Genomic DNA, 18,662 nt, shown 5'->3' with positions numbered 1-18,662 from the left:
GAGGTGAGATGGGATTAGAGACCACGCCCGCCAGCGGCTTTGCCGGGCTCAGGCACTGGCGCCATGACGCGACAGCCGGCCTGCAGGTGGCGCTGCTGTGGATGCCGTTTTCCCTCGGGGTGGCGCTGGCATCGGGCGCCCCGGCCATCGCCGGCCTGATTTCGGCCATCGTCGCGGGCCTGCTGTATCCCCTGCTGGGCGGCTCGCACGTCACCGTCAGCGGGCCGGCGGCGGCGCTGGCTCCGGTGCTGCTGTGGGGCATGCTGCTGCTGGGGCACGGCGATCTGGCGCTGGGCTACCCGCTGGTGCTGGTGGCCATCGTGCTCACGGGCGTGCTGCAACTGTTGCTCAGCGCCCTGCGCGCCGGGCAGTACGCCGCCATGCTGCCGGCCACCGTGGTGGAGGCCATGCTCGCGGCGATTGGCATCATGATCATCGTGCGCCAGGTTCCAGCGCTGCTGGGTGCGCCGTCCATTCCCTCCAAATCGGTGCTGGACTCCATCGGCAATTTGCCGCAACAGCTGGTGCAAGCGCAGTGGTTGGTGGCGGGGGTGGGCATCGTCAGCCTGGGGCTGATGTTTGCACTGCGGCGCAAGCTCAACGGACTTTGGCGCTGGCTTCCGGCGGCGATCGTCGTGGCCGGTTTTGGCGTGCTGGCCAGCTCGCTGCTGGGCTTTGATGCGAAGCTGCGCATCGCCATGCCCGAGCACGTGCTGGATGGCATTCACTTTCCGGCGTTTGCCCATTTCCTGTCCAGCCCCGATCTGTGGCTGACGATGGCGCTGGTAGTGTTCACCTTCACCATGATCGACGGCGTGGAGTCGGTCGCCAGCGTGAAGGCGGTGGACAAGCTCGACCCCTGGCGGCGCAAGTCCGATGCCAACAAGACCCTGCGCGCCATGGGCGTGTGCAACCTCACCTCGGGCATGATCGGCGGGCTCACCGTGATCCCGAACGCGGTGCCCAGCCGCGCCAACATCGACGCCGGTGCGCGCACCCTGTGGTCCAACCTGTACAGCGGTCTGTTCCTGCTGCTGTTCGTGCTGGTGCTGCCCGATGTGCTCCGGCTCATCCCGCTGGCGGCCATTGCCGGCATCCTGATCTACATCGGCTGGCGCCTGTGCGAGCCCGCGCTGTTCACGCGCATGCTGGCCATCGGCCGCGACCGCTTTGTGGTGTTCGTCGGCACCGTGTTGGCCATTTTACTGACCGACCTGCTGCTGGGCATGTTCATCGGCGTGGCCATCGAACTGGTGCTGCTGGTTTATTTGTTGATGCCGTCGGTGCGGCTGGTGCTGACCGGGCGAATGGACTGGGGCACCTCCAGCCGCCTGCTGTGGACCAACTTCACCAGCATGTTCCGCAGCCCGGTCATCAAGCACCGCAGCGAGGAGCACGCGGGCCAGACCGTGCATGTGCTGACGCTGGGCTCGCTGGTCGGCTTCAACCTGCTGCCGCTGGAAAAAGCGCTGGCGCGCCTGCCGCAGAGCGACGGTGTGCGGCTGCGCTTCACCGAGTCGGCACGCATTATCGACCACACGGCGGCCGAGTTTCTGCAGCACTTCGAGGAAGAAGCGGCCGCCCACGGGCGGCCATTTTCGGTGGACGGTATCGAGCGCTTTCATGCCTTCTCGGCGCATCCGCTGGCCGCCCGCATGCAGGAGCCGCACATTGCGCAGCGAATCGCACAGCGCGACGAGCGTGCACAGCAGATGGCGGCGCTGGCCCAGCGGCTGGGGCTGGCCTTCGCGCCGCAGGTCGCGGCCATCATCAACCGCCACGATTTTGTCTACCTGCGGCGCGGCGATCAGCGCGAGATCAGCAACCTCATGCACGGCGCCTGGGCCGGTGGGCAGATTCGGCTGTTCGACTACAGCCACACTTCGGCCCCTGACTACCACGTGCCGCACCGGCACACGCTCATGATGTACGAGCTCCCGGCCGACTCGACGCAGCCCGACTTCGTCCTCACGCCCGGGCACTACCTGGAGCGCTATCTCGTCAACCTGAGCGAGCGTTCCGACGTCGCTGCGGCGCCCGGCTACCGGCTCTACATGCCGCCGGGACAGGGGCTCCCGGACATGCCACCGGCGGTGCTCGATGCGCTGGAGCGCTTTGGCCCGCTCTACATTGAAATCCGTGGGCGCGTCGTGCTCGCCTTCTGCCCGCAGCGGGAGTTGGAGGACGCACAGCACACCGAAATGCTCGTTACTCTGGCAACGGCGCTCGCAGACCACTCCGCAGTGACTTGACGGCACCTGATCCGGACCTGATTGGCCCGGTCAACGACACGTTCCGTCAGCCCTGCCGCCCTGCTTATTGGGCTTCGCGGAACAAGCTCGCCAAGTGGGCTTCCGCGTGCTCGAGCATGAAGTACCTGAACGCTTCGGCGGCGGGCGATAAATGCTTACCCGAGGCATACACGACATGCCAGCGGCGCATCAGTGGCATGCCTTCCACTGCGGGCGCGGCGATGAGGCCGTTCTTCCACTCGAGTTCGATCGTGTGCAGCGACAGCAGGCTGACCCCCATGCCGGCCATGACGGCCTGCTTGATCGCCTCATTGCTGGGCATCTCCATCACGAAGGTCGGCTGGATGCGATGCCGCTCCAGGTACTCGTGGAGCACGATTCGCGTACCCGAGTCGGCCTCGCGCACGACGAACGGCTCTTCCGCCAGCGCCGCCGCCGGCACGGCTTCGGCGCGTGCGAAGCGGTGGCTCGGCGAGGTGACAAGTACGTGCGGATGCATCGCGAACGGCTCGGCGCGGCAGGGCACGTCGTTCGGCGCCCGCCCCATCACGCACAGATCCACCTCGGCGGCCCGAAGCATGGCACCCAGTTCGTCGCGCACGCCCAAGCGCAGCCGAACGTCCACGGCCGGGTGTTCGGCGTGGAACTTCGCCAGCAACTGCGGAAGAAAGTACATCGCCGCGCTGACCATGCCGATCGTCAGGCGCCCCGACTCCAGGCGGCTCAGCCGCGCCATCGCATCCTGCGCATCTTTCAACGTCGCCAGCAGCTTGCGCGCGTAGACGAGGAAGTACTCGCCCGACGTGGTCAGCGACATGCGCCGCCCCGTGCGATCGAACAGCGTCTGGCCGACCTGGTTCTCCAGCTCCTTGATCTGAAGCGAGACCGCAGGGGGTGTCAGGTGCAGCGCCTCGGCAGCGCGCAGCACGCTGGACTGCCGGGCGACCTCGGCGAACACGGTCAGTTGGCGAAAGGTCACGTGCATGGGGCGTTCGCGCGGCAGGCGCCAGTCAGGATCCTGGCCATTTCCCCTTGACGTGATGAAAGATCACTTGCCGAAGCTCCTGCAAATAGACAACCGGCTTGCCGATCGGCCGACGCTCTTGTATCGCTTCGCATGTGGGACAGCCGTTTAAGCCCCTTCAAATTCAAGGACTTGCGACTTTCGGATCGGGATTTACCCGAGGGACATTCGCGCGTGGCACGAAACCTGTTGCAGATGCCACAGTGCCTGCGCAGCGCGCTGATCTTGCGGGTAACACGTTCGATCAATACCAAGATTCACCTCGATAGTTTAGCTTTTGCTAATCATTAGTCACAGAGATTCTAACTTTCATTTATCCAACCAGTCACCTAGCATTCATTCGTTGAAGCAAGTACCCAGATGGATCGGCTTAGATCCGACTTTATCCCCGCACACACCATGACCACCTACCACATTGCACCCTCGCTGCTGTCGGCCGACTTCGCCCGCCTTGGCGAGGAGGTGCGCGCGGTGGTCGAAGCCGGCGCCGACTGGATCCACTTCGACGTGATGGACAACCATTACGTCCCCAATCTCACCTTCGGCCCGATGGTGTGTCAGGCGCTGCGTCCGCACACAACCGCGCCGATCGACGTGCACCTGATGGTGCAGCCGGTGGACACGCTGGCGCAGGCCTTCTGCAAGGCCGGCGCCGACTTGGTGAGCTTCCATCCCGATGCCAGCGCGCATGTCGACCGCACGCTGCAGTTGATCAAGGCCGAGGGCAAGCGCTCGGGCCTGGTGTTCAACCCGGCCGCGCCGCTAGACATACTGGAGTGGACGCTGGACAAGATCGACCTCGTGCTCATCATGAGCGTCAATCCGGGCTTCGGCGGTCAGAGCTTCATTGACTCGGCACTGCGCAAGATCGAGCAGGCGCGCAAGCTGATCGACCGCAGCGGGCGCGATATCCGGCTCGAAGTCGACGGTGGCATCAAAGTCGACAACATCCGGCGCGCCGCCGATGCCGGGGCCGACACCTTCGTTGCCGGCAGCGCGATCTTCGGTGCCGGTGACTACCGCTCCGTCATCCAGGCCATGCGCGCCGAGTTGAGCGCGCCCGGGCCGCTCGTCGCCTGACGCACATCTCGTACGCCGCGCTTGCCAGACAGCGGTAGCAACCACACCCGAACCACGAACCACAGGGCCCTACCATGCCACTCTCGCAACGCTGGACGCTGACCCGCTACCTAATCGAGGAACGCCGCCGCTTCCCGCAGGCCAGCGGCGACCTCAACGCGCTGATCCTCGACGTCTCGATCGCCTGCAAGGCCATCGCGCGCATCGTCGCCTACGGCGCGCTCGACAGCGGCATGGCCGTTCCGGCCGAAGGCGGCGCGGTCAACGTACAGGGAGAGGTGCAGAAACCGCTGGACGTGCTGTCCAACGAGATTTTCCTGCACATGAACGAGTGGAACGGCGAGCTGGCGGGCATGGCTTCGGAAGAGATGGACTCGCCGAGCCAGATTCCGCAGGTCTTCCCGCGCGGCAAGTACCTGCTCGTGTTCGACCCGCTGGACGGCTCGTCCAATATCGACGTGAACGTTTCGGTCGGCAGCATCTTCTCGATCCTGCGTGCGCCGCAAGACGTGATCGACAGTGGCCGCGACGTGACCGAAGCCGACTTCCTGCAGCCCGGTGCCACGCAGGTGGCCGCCGGCTATGCGCTCTATGGCCCGACGACGATGCTCGTGCTGACTGTCGGCAACGGCGTGGCCGGCTTCACGTTGAACCCGGATCTCGGTGAGTTCGTGCTGACGCACAAGAACATCCAGGTGCCAGCCGACACCCAGGAGTTCGCGATCAACAGCTCCAACAGCCGATTCTGGGAGCAGCCGGTCACACGCTATGTGAATGAGTGCCTGGCCGGCAAGACCGGGCCGCGCGGCAAGGACTTCAACATGCGCTGGATCGCCAGCATGGTGGCCGAGGCGCACCGCATCCTGATGCGCGGCGGCGTCTTCTTGTACCCGCGCGACACCAAGGACCCGAACAAGCCGGGGCGGCTGCGCCTGCTGTACGAGGCCAACCCGATCGGCTTCGTGATGGAGCAGGCGGGCGGGCGCTGCACCACCGGACGCCAGCCGATGCTGGGCGTGCAGCCGACATCGTTGCACCAGCGCATCGGCCTGATCTTCGGTTCGAAGAACGAGGTCGAGCTCATCGAGCGCTACCACAGCGAACCCGGGCCAAGCGCAGCACCGCCACCCCTGTTTGCCGAGCGCGGCCTGTTCAGAGCCTGAACCAGAACCATCCGAGAACGCCATGAGCCACAAGTATCCGATCATCGCCATCACCGGCAGCAGCGGCGCCGGCACTTCGTCGGTCACGCGCACGTTCGAGAACATCTTCCGCCGCGAGAAGGTCACCGCCGCGGTCATCGAAGGCGACAGCTTCCACCGCTACGACCGCAAGGAGATGCGCGCGCGCCAGGCCGAAGCCGAAAAGGCCGGCGACAAGAACTTCAGCCACTTCGGGCCCGACAACAACCTGTTCGCCGAGATCGAGCAGCTCTTCGCCAGCTACAGCAAGTCGGGCACGGGCAAGCGTCGCAAGTACCTGCATGACCCCGTGGAGGCCGCGCCCTACAAGCAGGAGCCCGGCACCTTCACACCCTGGGAAGACCTGCCCGCCGGCACCGACATGCTGTTCTACGAGGGCCTGCATGGCGCGGTCGTGACCCCCGAGGTCAACATCTCCAAGCACCCCGACCTGCTGATCGGGGTGGTGCCGGTGATCAACCTCGAGTGGATCCAGAAGCTGTACCGCGACAAAAACGTGCGCGGCTACTCGGCCGAGGCGGTCACCGACACGATCCTGCGCCGCATGCCCGACTATGTGCACTACATCGTGCCGCAGTTTTCTCACACGCACGTCAACTTCCAGCGCGTGCCGGTGGTGGACACCAGCAACCCCTTCATTGCACGCGACATCCCGAGCGCCGACGAGAGCATTTGCGTGATCCGCTTCGCCAATCCCAAGGGCATTGACTTCCCCTACCTGCTGAACATGATCGACAACTCGTGGATGAGCCGCGCCAACACGCTGGTCGTGCCGGGCGGAAAGATGGAGATCGCGATGCAGCTGATCTTCACGCCCTACATCTGGCGCATGATGGAACAGCGCCATCGCGCGCTGGGAGCCCTGTAATGGCCGGCACCTCCACCGACCGCGTACTGCGCCCCGACAGCGGCCGCTACGACGAACTCGCCAACGCGCTGCGCGCCCTGGCCATGGACGCTGTGCAGCAGGCCAACTCCGGCCACCCCGGCGCGCCAATGGGCATGGCAGAAATGGCCGTGGCGCTGTGGAATGGGCACCTGCGACACAACCCGGCGAACCCGAAGTGGCCGGATCGCGACCGCTTTGTGCTGTCCAACGGTCACGCTTCTATGCTGCTGTACGCACTGCTGCACCTGACGGGCTATGAGCTGCCGATCGAGGAACTGCAGCGCTTCCGCCAATTGCACAGCAAAACCCCAGGGCACCCCGAGGTCGGCCTCACGCCCGGCGTGGAAACCACGACCGGACCCTTGGGCCAGGGCCTGACGAACGCAGTGGGTTTCGCGCTGGCCGAGAAGCTGCTGGGCGACGAGTTCAACCGCCCGGGACATGTCGTCGTCGACCACAACACCTACGTCTTCCTTGGCGACGGCTGCCTGATGGAAGGCATCAGCCACGAAGCCTGCTCGCTGGCCGGCGTGTGGAAGCTGGGCAAGCTGATCGCGCTGTACGACGACAACGGCATCTCGATCGACGGTGCGGTGCACGCCTGGTTCGCCGACGACACCTCACAGCGCTTTCGCGCCTACGGCTGGAACGTGATCGGCCCGATCGACGGCCACGACACCGTGGCCGTCGGGCAAGCCATTGCCGAGGCACGCCGATCCGCCGACCGACCCACGCTGATCGTCTGCCGCACCACCATCGGCCGCGGCTCCCCGGGGCGCGCCGGCACCGCCAAGGCGCATGGCGAAGCCCTTGGGGCCGACGAGATCGCCGCCACGCGGGCCGCGATCGGGTGGCAGGCAGGACCGTTCGAGGTCCCCGACGCCGTGCGCGCGCGCTGGAGCGCACGCGATCTGGGCGCCAAACGCGAGGCCGAATGGCGCTTGGCCTTCGAGGCCTACCGGACCGAACACCCCGCGCTGGCCGCCGAGTACGAGCGCCGGATTGCCGGCGAACTGCCGGCATCGTTCCACGAGGCCGCGCTGGCGGCGATGGTCGAACTCGGACAAGCCACGGCGGCGGTTGCCTCACGCAAGGCCTCCCAGCAAACGCTGGCCATCCTGGCACCCAAGATCCCCGAGATGCTCGGCGGCAGCGCCGACCTTACCGGCTCGAACCTGACCGACTTCCCGGGCTGCGGTGCCGTGCGTGCCGGCCAGAGCGGCGGACGCCATATCAACTACGGTGTGCGCGAGTTCGGCATGGCGGCGATCATGAACGGGCTCGCCCTGCACGGCGGCTTCATTCCGTACGGCGGCACCTTCCTCACCTTCAGCGACTACAACCGCAACGCCATCCGCATGGCCGCGCTGATGAAGCTGCGCGTGGTCCACGTCTTCACGCACGACAGCATCGGCCTGGGCGAGGACGGGCCCACGCACCAGGCCGTCGAGCATGCCGCCAGCCTGCGCCTGATCCCCAATCTCGACGTCTGGCGGCCCGGAGACGCCGCCGAGACGGCGGTGGCCTGGGCGTTCGCGCTCGAACAACGCACTCGGCCGAGCGCCCTGCTGCTGTCGCGCCAGAACCTGCCGCCGCAAGCACGAACGCCGGAACAGGTGATGCAGATCCGTCGCGGCGGCTACGTGCTCTCCGACCGTCCGGAGCCGCAAGTGGTGCTGATCGGCACCGGCTCCGAAGTATCCCTCGCCATCGAGGCGCAGCGCCTGCTCGATGCGCTGGGCATCGCGGCACGGGTGGTCTCCCTGCCCAGCAGCACCGTCTTCGATCGGCAGGAGACCGGCTGGCGCGAGCAAGTGCTCGGCCGGGGCATCCCGCGCATTGGCGTCGAAGCAGGCGTCACCGCCTGGTGGGGGCAGTACCAGTGTGCAGAGGCACTGGGCGTCAACAGCTTCGGCGAGTCGGCGCCCGGGCCGAAGGTCTATGAGCACTTCGGCCTCAACGCCAAGGCCCTGGCCGAACTGGCGCGCCGGCAGGTGGCGCTCGAAGATCGCTTCGTCCGATCCCCCAACTGAAAACCACCGACATGCACTACGACATTGTTAGTTTCGATCTCGATGGCACTCTGGTGGACACGGCCTCGGAGATCGCCGAGGCGGCCAATCGCGCGCTCGAGTCGCACGGCATCGCGCGCCGCCCGGCGTCGGAGGTGACCGCGCTGATCGGCGCCGGCACGCGCGAGCTCATGATCAAGTTGCTGGGCCGGGTCATGATTGAGCAGCCCCATCTCGCCGAGCGCGTACGGCCGGACCAAGTGCTCGCCAGCATGGACGAACACTATGCGTTGACCACTGGTACCTCGAGCGTTCCCTACCCGGGCGCACGCGAAGCGCTGCGCTTACTCAAGGCCGCCGGCGTCAAGCTGGCCTGCGTCACCAACAAGGAACAACGCCACGCCGAGCGATTGCTGCGCGCGCATCGACTCTGGGACCAATTCGATCTGCTGATCGGCGGCGATTCACTGAGCGTGAAGAAGCCCGATCCCGGGGTGCTGCGCCATGTTGTCAAGCAGCTGGGCGGCCATGCCGATCGATGCGGCCATGTCGGCGACTCGCGCATCGACGTCGAGGCGGCACGCAACGCTGGGGTGACCGCGTGGGCCGTTCCGTACGGCTACAACGCGGGTCAGCCGATCGAAGACGCGCGCCCCGCGCGACTGTTCCGCAGTCTCGACGAACTTGCCCACTTTGTTATCGCCGGCCGCTCCTGCGCGCCCGACGGCTCACCCGCTGCAAAGCACCTCTCCAGTTCATCATGACAATTCGCATCGCAATCAACGGCTTCGGCCGCATCGGCCGCATGGTGTTTCGCGCCGCCGTGCAGGACTTCAAGAACGAAATCGAGGTGGTCGCGATCAACGACCTGCTCGAACCCGACTATCTCGCCTACATGCTGCAGTACGACAGCGTGCACGGCCGCTTCAAGGGTGACGTAGTCGTCGACGGCGGCACGCTGGTCGTCAACGGCCGCAAGATCCGGCTCACTGCTGTCAAGGACCCGGCCGCGCTGGCCTGGGGCGATGTCGGCGTCGACGTGGTGGTGGAAGCGACCGGCCTGTTCCTGACGCTGGATACCTGCCAGAAGCACCTCGACGCGGGCGCGAAGAAGGTGATCCAGAGCGCGCCCAGCAAGGACGACACGCCGATGTTCGTCTACGGCGTCAACCACACGCAGTACGCCGGCGAGACGATCGTCAGCAACGCCAGCTGCACGACGAACTGCCTGGCGCCCGTGGCCAAGGTGCTCAACGACAGCTTCGGAATCAAGCGCGGCCTGATGACCACGGTGCACGCCGCCACCGCGACGCAGAAGACCGTGGACGGCCCGAGCAACAAGGACTGGCGCGGTGGCCGCGGCATCCTCGAGAACATCATCCCCTCGTCCACCGGCGCGGCCAAGGCCGTGGGCCGGGTGATTCCCGCGTTGAACAAAAAACTCACCGGCATGGCGTTTCGCGTGCCGACCAGCGACGTGTCGGTGGTCGACCTGACGGCCGAACTCTCGAAAGAGACGAGCTACGAACAGATCTGCGCCGCGATGAAGGCCGCCAGCCAGGGGGCGATGAAAGGCGTGCTCGGGTACACGACGGACAAGGTCGTCTCGACCGACTTCCGCGGCGAGGCCTGCACCTCTGTGTTCGACGCCGAGGCCAGCATCATGCTCGACCCGACCTTCGTCAAGGTGGTGGCCTGGTACGACAACGAATGGGGCTACTCGAGCAAGGTGCTCGAGATGGTGCGCGTGATGGGAGCGTCGCGGTGAAGGTGCTGCGCTTCGCCGACCTGATCGCGCAGGGCGCCGTCGAGGGCCGGCGTGTCTTCATCCGCGCCGACCTCAACGTGCCGCAGGACGATGCGGGGCGCATCACCGAGGACACGCGCATCCGCGCTTCGGTGCCCTGTATTCGCATGGCGCTGGACGCCGGTGCGGCGGTGATGGTGACTTCGCACCTCGGCCGGCCGACCGAAGGCGAGTTCAAACCGGGGGATTCGCTCGAGCCGGTGGCTGCGCGTCTGGGCGAGTTGCTGGGTCGTGAGGTGCGCCTGGCAACTGACTGGCTCGACGGCGTCAAGGTCGCGCCGGGCGAAGTGGTGATGCTCGAGAACGTGCGCCTCAACAAAGGCGAGAAGAAGAACAGCGAGGCGCTCGCCCGCAAGATGGCTGCGCTGTGCGACATCTTCGTGCACGACGCCTTCGGCACCGCGCACCGCGCCGAGGCCAGCACCTACGGCATCGCGCAATTCGCCAAGGTCGCCTGCGCCGGCCCGCTGCTGGCCGCCGAGATCGACGCGATCACGAAGGCACTGGCGCAACCGAAGCGGCCGCTGGTGGCCATCGTCGCCGGCAGCAAGGTCAGCACCAAGCTGACCATCCTGCAGAGCCTCGCGGCCAAGGTCGATGGCCTGATCGTCGGCGGCGGCATCGCCAACACCTTCCTGCTCGCCGCGGGGCTGCCGATCGGCAAGAGCCTGGCCGAGCCCGGCCTCGTCGACGAAGCCAAGGCGGTGATCGAGGCGATGAAGGCGCGCGGCGCCGCAGTGCCGATCCCGGTCGACGTGGTGTGCGCCAAGATGTTCAAGGCCGATGCGACGGCGACGGTGAAGGCCGTGGCCGACGTGGCCGACGACGACCTGATTCTCGATATCGGTCCCAGGACTGCGGCACTGCTCGCCGCCCAACTCAAGGCCGCCGGCACCATCGTCTGGAATGGCCCGGTCGGCGTGTTCGAGTTCGACGCCTTTGCCAAGGGCACCGAGATGATCGCGCGGGCGATCGCCGACAGCAGCGCGTTCTCGATCGCCGGCGGCGGCGACACGCTGGCCGCGATCGCCAAGTACGGCATCGAGGGCGACGTGGGCTACATCTCGACCGGCGGCGGCGCCTTCCTCGAAGTGCTCGAGGGCAAGACGCTGCCGGCTTTCGAGATCCTCGCCAAGCGCGCACTGTGACGGAACGCCGCCCATGAGCAAACTCAAAGCACTCCTGTGGGACGTCGACGGCACGCTTGCCGAGACCGAGCGCGACGGGCATCGGGTCGCGTTCAACCTTGCCTTCGAGGCCTTTGGGCTGCCTTGGCGCTGGGACGATGCCCGCTATGGGCAACTCCTGCAGGTCACCGGCGGGCGCGAGCGCCTGATGCACGATATGAACAGCCGGCCCGACGCACCGCCGCTGGCCGGCGAGCGCGACGCGCTGGCGCGTGCGCTGCACGCCAAGAAGAACACGCTGTACGCCGAACTGGTCGCCGGCACGGGAATCCCGTTGCGCGGGGGTGTGCTCGAGTTGATGCACGAGTGCCTTGACCAGGGCGTTCGCATGGCCATCGCGACGACGACGAGCCGCTCCAACCTGGAAGCCCTGATGCGCAAGCACATGGGTGAGCGCTGGGCTGATTGGTTCGGCGCTGTCGTTTGCGGTGAGGACGTGCAGCGCAAGAAGCCCGATCCCGAGGTCTTCGTCAAGGCCATGCAGGCGCTGGGCGTCGGTCCGCTCGAAGCCGTCGCCCTCGAGGACTCGCCGGGTGGCGTGGCGGCGGCGCGTGCCGCCAATTGCCCAGTCATCGTCACCCGCAGCTTCTACTTCGCCCAGGCGGCGGTCGAGGGCGCCATCGCCGTCGGGCTGGGTCTGCACACGCGCGAAGGCTGGCGCCCTGCGCCGGGTGCTCGCTCTCCGCAGCCAAACGCTGGCCAGGATGACCGCATCCGTCTGGCCGACATCGCCGACTGGTTCACGCAACGCGACACGATCAGCGACTACCCCTAGCCAGCCCGCTTCCCGCATCCCACCGACTTCCTGCCCACTCAACGACTTCACCGGAGAACCCCATGGCCCTCGTTTCATTGCGCCAAGTGCTCGACCACGCCGCCGAATACGGCTACGGCGTGCCAGCCTTCAACGTCAACAACCTCGAACAGGTCCACGCCATCATGGAGGCGGCGCAGGAAACGCAGTCACCGGTGATCCTGCAAGCCTCGGCCGGTGCGCGCAAGTACGCCGGCGAGCCCTACCTGCGCCACCTGGTGCTGGCGGCCGTGGAGATGCACCCCGATATCCCGATCGTGCTGCACCAGGACCACGGCGCCTCGCCGGCGGTGTGCCAGCAGTCGATCCGCTCGGGATTCACCAGCGTGATGATGGACGGCTCCTTGCTCGAAGACGCGAAAACGCCCGCGAGCTACGACTACAACGTCGAGGTCACGCGCAAGGTCTGCGAGATGGCGCACTCGATCGGTGTCTCGGTCGAAGGCGAACTTGGCTGCCTGGGTTCGCTCGAAACCGGTGAGGCCGGCGAGGAGGACGGCGTCGGTGCCGCGGGCAAGCTCACGCACGACATGATGCTCACGAACCCCGAGGAGGCGAAGGACTTCGTCGCGCGCACCGGCGTCGATGCGCTGGCCATCGCCATCGGCACCAGTCACGGCGCCTACAAGTTCACCCGGCAGCCCACCGGCGACATCCTGGCCATCGAGCGCATCGCGCAGATCCACGCCGCGGTGCCGAACACGCACCTGGTGATGCACGGTTCGTCCAGCGTGCCGCAGGAGTGGCTGGCGATCATCCGCAAGTACGGTGGCGACATCAAGGAGACATACGGCGTGCCGGTCGAGGAGATCCAGCGCGGCATCAAGAGCGGCGTGCGCAAGATCAACATCGACACCGACATTCGGCTGGCGATGACCGCGGCGATGCGCCAGGTGTTCGCCGAGCACCCGAGCGAGTTCGACCCGCGCAAGGCTTTGCAGGCGGCGAAGAAGGCCGCGCGCGGCGTGGTCAAGGCGCGCTTCGAGGCCTTCGGCTGTGCCGGCCAAGGGGCCCGCATCAAGCCGCTGCCGCTCGAGGCAATGTCGGCCCGCTACGTGTGACGCGCGAGAGCACTACAGCATGCGCCGTCACCGCAACGCCAAGATCGTCGCCACCCTCGGCCCGGCCAGTTCCGACAAGGACACGATCCGGCGGCTGTTCGCCGCCGGCGTCGATGTCTTTCGCCTGAACTTCAGCCACGGCGACGCGGTGGCGCATCGTGAGCGCTTCACCATCCTGCGCGAGCTCGAGCGCGAAGCCGGCCGCCCGATCGGCATCCTGGCCGACCTGCAGGGTCCGAAGCTGCGCGTGGGCACGTTTGCCGAGGGCTCGGTGATGCTGGCCGAGTCGCAGCCGTTCCGGCTCGAACTCGACGATGCGCCGGGCGACACGCGCCGCGTCGGCCTGCCGCACCCTGAGATCTTCGCGGCACTGGCGCCGGGGGCCGAACTGCTGCTCGACGACGGCAAGCTGCGCTTGGTCGTCGAGCGCTGCGGCGCCAGTTTCGCCGACACCCGTGTCGTGATTGGCGGCAAGCTGTCCGACCGCAAGGGCGTCAACGTGCCCGGCGTGCTGCTGCCGATCAGCGCACTGACCGCCAAGGACCGGCGCGATCTGGCGCTGGCGCTCGAACTCGGCGCGGACTGGATCGCCCTGTCGTTCGTGCAGCGGCCCGAAGACGTGGCCGAGGCGCGAACCTTGATTGGCCAGCGCGCGGCCATCGTGGCCAAGCTCGAGAAGCCTTCGGCCATCGAGCAGCTGGACGCCATCGCCGAATGCGCCGACGCCGTGATGGTGGCGCGCGGCGATCTGGGCGTGGAACTGCCGGCCGAGCGCGTGCCCGGCATCCAGAAGCGCATCTTGCAAACCTGCCGCCGGCTCGGGCGCCCGGTGATCGTGGCCACGCAGATGCTCGAGTCGATGGTGACGAGCCCGGTGCCCACGCGTGCCGAGGCCTCGGACGTGGCCACTGCCATCTACGACGGCGCCGACGCCGTCATGCTGTCTGCCGAGTCCGCCGCGGGCCGCTACCCGGTCGAGGCGGTGGACATGATGAGCCGCCTGATCACCGAAGTGGAAGCCGACCCGCAGCACCAGCAGCTGATGAGTATGTCGCGCCCGAGCGCGCCCGCTACCGCAGGCACAGCCGACGCCGTGTGCTGCGCCGTGCGCCATGCCGTCGCGCTCGTGCACGCGAGCGCCATCGTCTGCTACACGAGCTCGGGCCACACCAGTTTGCGCGTCGCCCGCGAGCGCCCCGAAGCGCCGGTACTGAGCCTGACGCCGAACCTGGGCGTCGCGCGCCGCCTGGCCCTGGCCTGGGGCATCCACTCGGTACACATCGAGGACGCGGCAGATGTCGATCAGATGACTGCCAAAGCCTGCGCCGTCGCGCAGCAGGAGGGTTTTGCCGAGAGTGGCCAGACCATCGTCGCCATCGCGGGGGTGCCATTCGGCACGCCCGGCACGACGAACCTGATGCGCATCGCGACGGTGTGATTCCTGCCACGTCCTGACAGAACACAAAGCAGCACCCCCGATGGACCCCCTCCTCCTGGCCCGCGCCCAGTTCGCCGCCAACATCACCTTCCACATCCTGTTCCCGTCGATCACCATCGCGCTGGGCTGGTTGCTGATGTTCTTCCGCTGGCGCTGGCGCCGCACGCAAGAGGGCGCCTGGCTTGCGGCCTACCGCTTCTGGACCAAGGTGTTTGCGCTGACCTTCGCGCTGGGCGTGGTCAGCGGCGTGACGATGAGCTTCCAGTTCGGCACCAACTGGCCCGGTTTCATGGAGCGCGCCGGCAACGTCGCCGGCCCGCTGCTGGGCTACGAGGTGCTGACCGCCTTCTTCCTGGAAGCGGGCTTCCTCGGCATCATGCTCTTCGGTCACGGGCGCGTGAGCGAGCGCGTCCATGGCTTCGCGACCTTCTTCGTCGCCTTCGGCACCACCGTGAGCGCGTTCTGGATCCTGGTGCTCAACTCGTGGATGCAGACGCCCGCCGGGCACGAGATCGTGGAAGGCGTGTTCCACGTCAAGAATTGGGCCGAGGTCATCCTCAACCCCTCGTTCCCCTACCGCTTCGCCCACGTGCTGCTGGCTTCGGGGTTGACCTGTGCATTCGTGCTGGCGGGCGTGAGCGCCTGGCAGGTGCTGCGCGGTTCGGCTCCGCAGATGGCCCCGCGAGTGCTGCGCGTCGGCGTCACCTGCGCGGCATTGCTGATCCCGGTGCAGATCTTCGTCGGGGACCTGCATGGATTGAACACGCTCGAGCATCAGCCGCAGAAGGTCGCGGCGATGGAAGGCGTCTGGCAGACCCAGCGCGGCGCGCCGCTGCTGCTGTTTGCCTGGCCCGACGAGGCCACACGCAGCAATCGCTACGAGATCGGCATCCCAAAAGGCGCCAGCATCATCCTCACGCACGATTGGGACGGAGAGATCAAGGGCCTCGACGAGTTCCGCGATCGGCACCCGCCCGTGGCGCCGGTGTTCTGGGCGTTCCGCGTCATGGTCGGTGTCGGCACGCTGATGCTGCTGGTGAGCTGGGTGTCGTGGTGGATGGGGCGCCGCGCCGGCTGGCGTGCCGCCGCGTTGAAGCGACCGCTGCTGTGGGTTCTCGTGGGCATGACCTTCTCGGGCTGGGCGGCCACGGTCGCGGGCTGGTACGTCACCGAGATCGGCCGCCAGCCCTTCATCGTCTACGGCCTGCTGCGCGTGGCCGACGTGGCCTCGAACGTACCCGGTTCGATGATCGCGTTCACGCTGGCGATCTATGTCACGCTGTACCTGGCCTTGCTCGTCGCCTACGTTCTCGTTCTGAAGCACATGGCCGAAAAGCCCGAGGATCTGTCGCCGGCCATCGCCGCCCCGGGGGGAGCGCCGGTCGCTGCCGCCATGTTCCCGACGCGTGGTGGCGAGCCCCGATGAGCTTCGACCAGGCCCTGCCGTTGATCTTCCTGGCTCTGATGGGCCTGTCGATGCTTGTCTATGTTCTCAGCGACGGCTACGACCTGGGCGTGGGCATGCTGCTGCCACGCGCCACCGACGCCGAGAAGGACATCATGGTGGCCTCAATCGGGCCGTTCTGGGACGCGAACGAAACCTGGATCGTGCTGGGCGTGGGCATGCTGCTGATCGCCTTCCCGAAAGCCCATGGCCTGATCCTGACCGAGCTCTACCTGCCCGTGACCCTGATGCTGGTCGGCCTGGTGTTGCGCGGCGTGGCCTTCGACTTCCGCGTCAAGGCGCACGACAGCCACAAGGCGGCTTGGAACCGGCTCTTCTTCGGCGGCTCGCTGCTCGCGTCGATGATGCAAGGCTGGATGCTCGGGCGCTACATCAGCGGCTTCGGCGAGGGCTGGAACTACCCGCTGTTCGCGGCTGCCATCGCGCTGACGCTGCCGGCCGCCTACGTGCTGCTGGGCGCCGCCTGGCTCGTCATGAAGACTGAGGGCGACTTGCAGGCAAAGGCCGTCGGCTGGGCGCAGCAGGCCTGGTGGCCGGTGGTGCTGGGCATGGTGCTGATCTCGATGGCCACGCCCTGGATCAGCACCACGGTGCGCGAGCGCTGGTTCGCGCTGCCGCAGATCATCGCGCTGCTGGTGATTCCGGCCACCACCGCGGGCGCGCTGCTGGTGTTGCGCCGCGTGCTGCCGACGCGCTTGGTGCGCGGCGAGCTGTGCTGGCTGCCGTTCGTGCTGTTGATCGCCGTGTTCGTGCTCGGCTTCGTCGGCCTGGCCTACAGCATCTATCCCTACGTCGTGATCGACAAGCTGACGATGTGGCAGGCCGCCAGCAGCCCGGCCACGCTGAAGGTCACGCTCGTCGGCGTGTGCATCTCGGTGCCAGCGATCGTTGCCTACACCATCTACTCGTACCGCGTGTTTGGCGGCAAGGCGACGGAGCTGCGCTATGGGTAGCCGACGCCGCAACTTCCTGGTGGCCGGCAACTGGAAGATGAACGGCAGCTTGGCCGGCGTGCAGGCGCTGGCGGCTGCGAACGCCGACGGTGCCATGGCACGCCTGAACCTCGTGCAGCTGGTGTTGTTCCCGCCCTTCCTGTACCTGCCCGAGGCGCAACGATGCCTGGGCGACAGCGGCATGGCCTGGGGCGCCCAGAACGTCTCGGAGCATGAAAGCGGGGCCTACACCGGCGAAGTGTCGGCCCAGATGCTGCGGGAGTTCGGCTGCGCCTGCGTGCTGGTCGGCCACTCGGAGCGGCGCGCACTGTTCGGCGAAAGCGACGCCGTCGTCGCACACAAGTTCCTCGCGGCCAGCCGGGCCGGCATGACGCCCGTGCTGTGCGTCGGCGAGTCGCTGCAGGAGCGTGAGCAAGGCGCTACCGAGGCCGTGGTGGCGCGCCAGTTGCGCGCGGTGCTCGATCTCGCCGGGGCGAGCGCGTTCACCGATGCGGTCGTGGCCTACGAGCCCGTGTGGGCGATCGGCACCGGTGCCACGGCCACGCCCGAGCAGGCACAGGACGTTCACGCGTTCATCCGCCGCTGCCTGGCCGAGGCGGATGCGGAGATCGCCGCGGGCGTGCACATCCTCTACGGCGGCAGCATGAAGCGGGCCAATGCGCGCGAGCTGCTGGCGATGCCCGACGTCGATGGCGGCCTGCTGGGCGGGGCCTCGTTGAACGTCGACGAGTTCATGGCCGTAGCCATTACGGCACAGCGGCTGGCGCAGGGGGTCACTTGATGACGCAGGACGAGATCAAGGCCATGGTCGCCCGTGCGGCGCTGACGCACGTGCCGCCCGGCGGCATCATCGGCGTGGGCACCGGATCGACGGTGAACCACTTCATCGACGCGCTGGCCACTCTGCGCGAGGGCATCGCCGGCGCGGTGTCGAGCAGCAACGCGAGCACGGCGCGGCTGCGCGGCCACGGCATCCGCGTGCTCGAGGCCGGCGATGTCGAACAGCTGGCGTTGTACGTGGACGGAGCCGACGAGATCGACCCGCGCGGCCACATGATCAAGGGCGGCGGCGCGGCGCTGACGCGCGAGAAGATCGTGGCCGATCTGGCGCAATTTTTCCTGTGCATCGCCGACGCCTCCAAGCAAGTGGGCGTCCTGGGGCGCTTCCCGCTGCCCGTGGAAGTCATCGGCATCGCTGCGAATCGCATCACGCGCCGCTTCGAGGCCATCGGCGGGCGCGCGGCTCTGCGCCAGGGCGTGGTCACCGACAACGGGCATCCGATCCTGGACGTGCATGGCCTGGTCATCACCGATCCGGCCGCGCTGGAAGCCGAGATCAACCAGTGGCCGGGCGTGGTCACCGTCGGGCTCTTCGCGCGCCACCACGCCCACCTGTGCCTGCTCGGCAGGGTTGACGGCGTTCAGGTGCTTCACTTTTGACCGGCAACGCCGATGGCGATGATCCGCACGACCGCCAT

At 67.1% G+C, this 18,662-nt stretch carries 16 protein-coding genes; 15 read left to right on the top strand and 1 reads right to left on the bottom strand.

Annotated features, from left to right (window positions below; genetic code table 11):
* The first annotated feature begins 8 nt into the window (after window positions 1–8).
* Complete coding sequence (locus tag Q0C59_RS01225; RefSeq protein ID WP_291210652.1) at window positions 9–2,252, top strand: SulP family inorganic anion transporter; 2,244 nt, start codon at window positions 9–11, stop codon at window positions 2,250–2,252.
* A gap of 64 nt (window positions 2,253–2,316) precedes the next feature.
* Here Q0C59_RS01225 and Q0C59_RS01220 read toward each other — a convergent pair whose 3' ends face one another.
* Window positions 2,317–3,237, bottom strand: a complete 921-nt coding sequence (locus Q0C59_RS01220; protein WP_291210650.1) for a LysR substrate-binding domain-containing protein — start codon at window positions 3,235–3,237, stop codon at window positions 2,317–2,319.
* Between the two features lie 438 nt (window positions 3,238–3,675).
* On the opposite strand from Q0C59_RS01220, the gene rpe reads away from it, so the two are divergent.
* From rpe to rpiA, 14 genes are all read left to right on the top strand, one after another.
* Window positions 3,676–4,356, top strand: a complete 681-nt coding sequence (rpe, locus tag Q0C59_RS01215; RefSeq protein WP_182120496.1) for a ribulose-phosphate 3-epimerase — start codon at window positions 3,676–3,678, stop codon at window positions 4,354–4,356.
* Window positions 4,357–4,430: 74 nt separating this feature from the next.
* Window positions 4,431–5,519, top strand: a complete 1,089-nt coding sequence (locus Q0C59_RS01210; protein ID WP_182120495.1) for a class 1 fructose-bisphosphatase — start codon at window positions 4,431–4,433, stop codon at window positions 5,517–5,519.
* A gap of 22 nt (window positions 5,520–5,541) precedes the next feature.
* Window positions 5,542–6,426 (top strand): phosphoribulokinase, encoded by an 885-nt coding sequence (locus Q0C59_RS01205; RefSeq protein ID WP_182120494.1) that lies wholly within the window; start codon window positions 5,542–5,544, stop codon window positions 6,424–6,426.
* Window positions 6,426–8,480 (top strand): transketolase, encoded by a 2,055-nt coding sequence (tkt, locus tag Q0C59_RS01200; protein WP_291210648.1) that lies wholly within the window; start codon window positions 6,426–6,428, stop codon window positions 8,478–8,480. The genes Q0C59_RS01205 and tkt overlap by 1 nt, the downstream gene beginning before the upstream one ends.
* Before the next feature lie 11 nt (window positions 8,481–8,491).
* Complete coding sequence (locus Q0C59_RS01195; RefSeq protein ID WP_182120492.1) at window positions 8,492–9,223, top strand: HAD-IA family hydrolase; 732 nt, start codon at window positions 8,492–8,494, stop codon at window positions 9,221–9,223.
* Entirely contained in the window at window positions 9,220–10,227 is a 1,008-nt protein-coding gene (gene gap / locus Q0C59_RS01190; RefSeq protein ID WP_182120491.1) for a type I glyceraldehyde-3-phosphate dehydrogenase, read from the top strand. The genes Q0C59_RS01195 and gap overlap by 4 nt, the downstream gene beginning before the upstream one ends.
* Window positions 10,224–11,414 (top strand): phosphoglycerate kinase, encoded by a 1,191-nt coding sequence (locus Q0C59_RS01185; protein WP_246331029.1) that lies wholly within the window; start codon window positions 10,224–10,226, stop codon window positions 11,412–11,414. The genes gap and Q0C59_RS01185 overlap by 4 nt, the downstream gene beginning before the upstream one ends.
* Window positions 11,415–11,427: 13 nt before the next feature.
* Entirely contained in the window at window positions 11,428–12,228 is an 801-nt protein-coding gene (locus Q0C59_RS01180; RefSeq protein ID WP_182120489.1) for an HAD-IA family hydrolase, read from the top strand.
* A gap of 62 nt (window positions 12,229–12,290) precedes the next feature.
* The gene (fba, locus tag Q0C59_RS01175; RefSeq protein WP_182120488.1) at window positions 12,291–13,328 is read left to right on the top strand and encodes a class II fructose-bisphosphate aldolase; all 1,038 of its coding nucleotides are present in this window, start codon (window positions 12,291–12,293) and stop codon (window positions 13,326–13,328) included.
* Between the two features lie 19 nt (window positions 13,329–13,347).
* The gene (gene pyk / locus Q0C59_RS01170; RefSeq protein ID WP_182120487.1) at window positions 13,348–14,766 is read left to right on the top strand and encodes a pyruvate kinase; all 1,419 of its coding nucleotides are present in this window, start codon (window positions 13,348–13,350) and stop codon (window positions 14,764–14,766) included.
* 40 nt (window positions 14,767–14,806) lie between these two features.
* On the top strand, window positions 14,807–16,192 hold the full coding sequence (locus Q0C59_RS01165) for a cytochrome ubiquinol oxidase subunit I (protein ID WP_182120486.1): 1,386 nt from the start codon (window positions 14,807–14,809) through the stop codon (window positions 16,190–16,192).
* Window positions 16,189–17,184 (top strand): cytochrome d ubiquinol oxidase subunit II, encoded by a 996-nt coding sequence (locus Q0C59_RS01160; RefSeq protein ID WP_182120485.1) that lies wholly within the window; start codon window positions 16,189–16,191, stop codon window positions 17,182–17,184. The genes Q0C59_RS01165 and Q0C59_RS01160 overlap by 4 nt, the downstream gene beginning before the upstream one ends.
* Complete coding sequence (tpiA, locus tag Q0C59_RS01155; RefSeq protein ID WP_182120484.1) at window positions 17,177–17,965, top strand: triose-phosphate isomerase; 789 nt, start codon at window positions 17,177–17,179, stop codon at window positions 17,963–17,965. The genes Q0C59_RS01160 and tpiA overlap by 8 nt, the downstream gene beginning before the upstream one ends.
* Entirely contained in the window at window positions 17,965–18,624 is a 660-nt protein-coding gene (gene rpiA, locus Q0C59_RS01150; RefSeq protein WP_182120483.1) for a ribose-5-phosphate isomerase RpiA, read from the top strand. Before tpiA ends, rpiA begins: the two co-directional genes overlap by 1 nt.
* The last annotated feature ends 38 nt before the right edge of the window (window positions 18,625–18,662 follow it).

It is taken from the genome of Hydrogenophaga sp., assembly GCF_022844385.1.
In the GTDB taxonomy this organism is placed as follows: domain Bacteria; phylum Pseudomonadota; class Gammaproteobacteria; order Burkholderiales; family Burkholderiaceae_C; genus Hydrogenophaga.
This window is presented reverse-complemented; position numbering and strand designations above follow the sequence as displayed.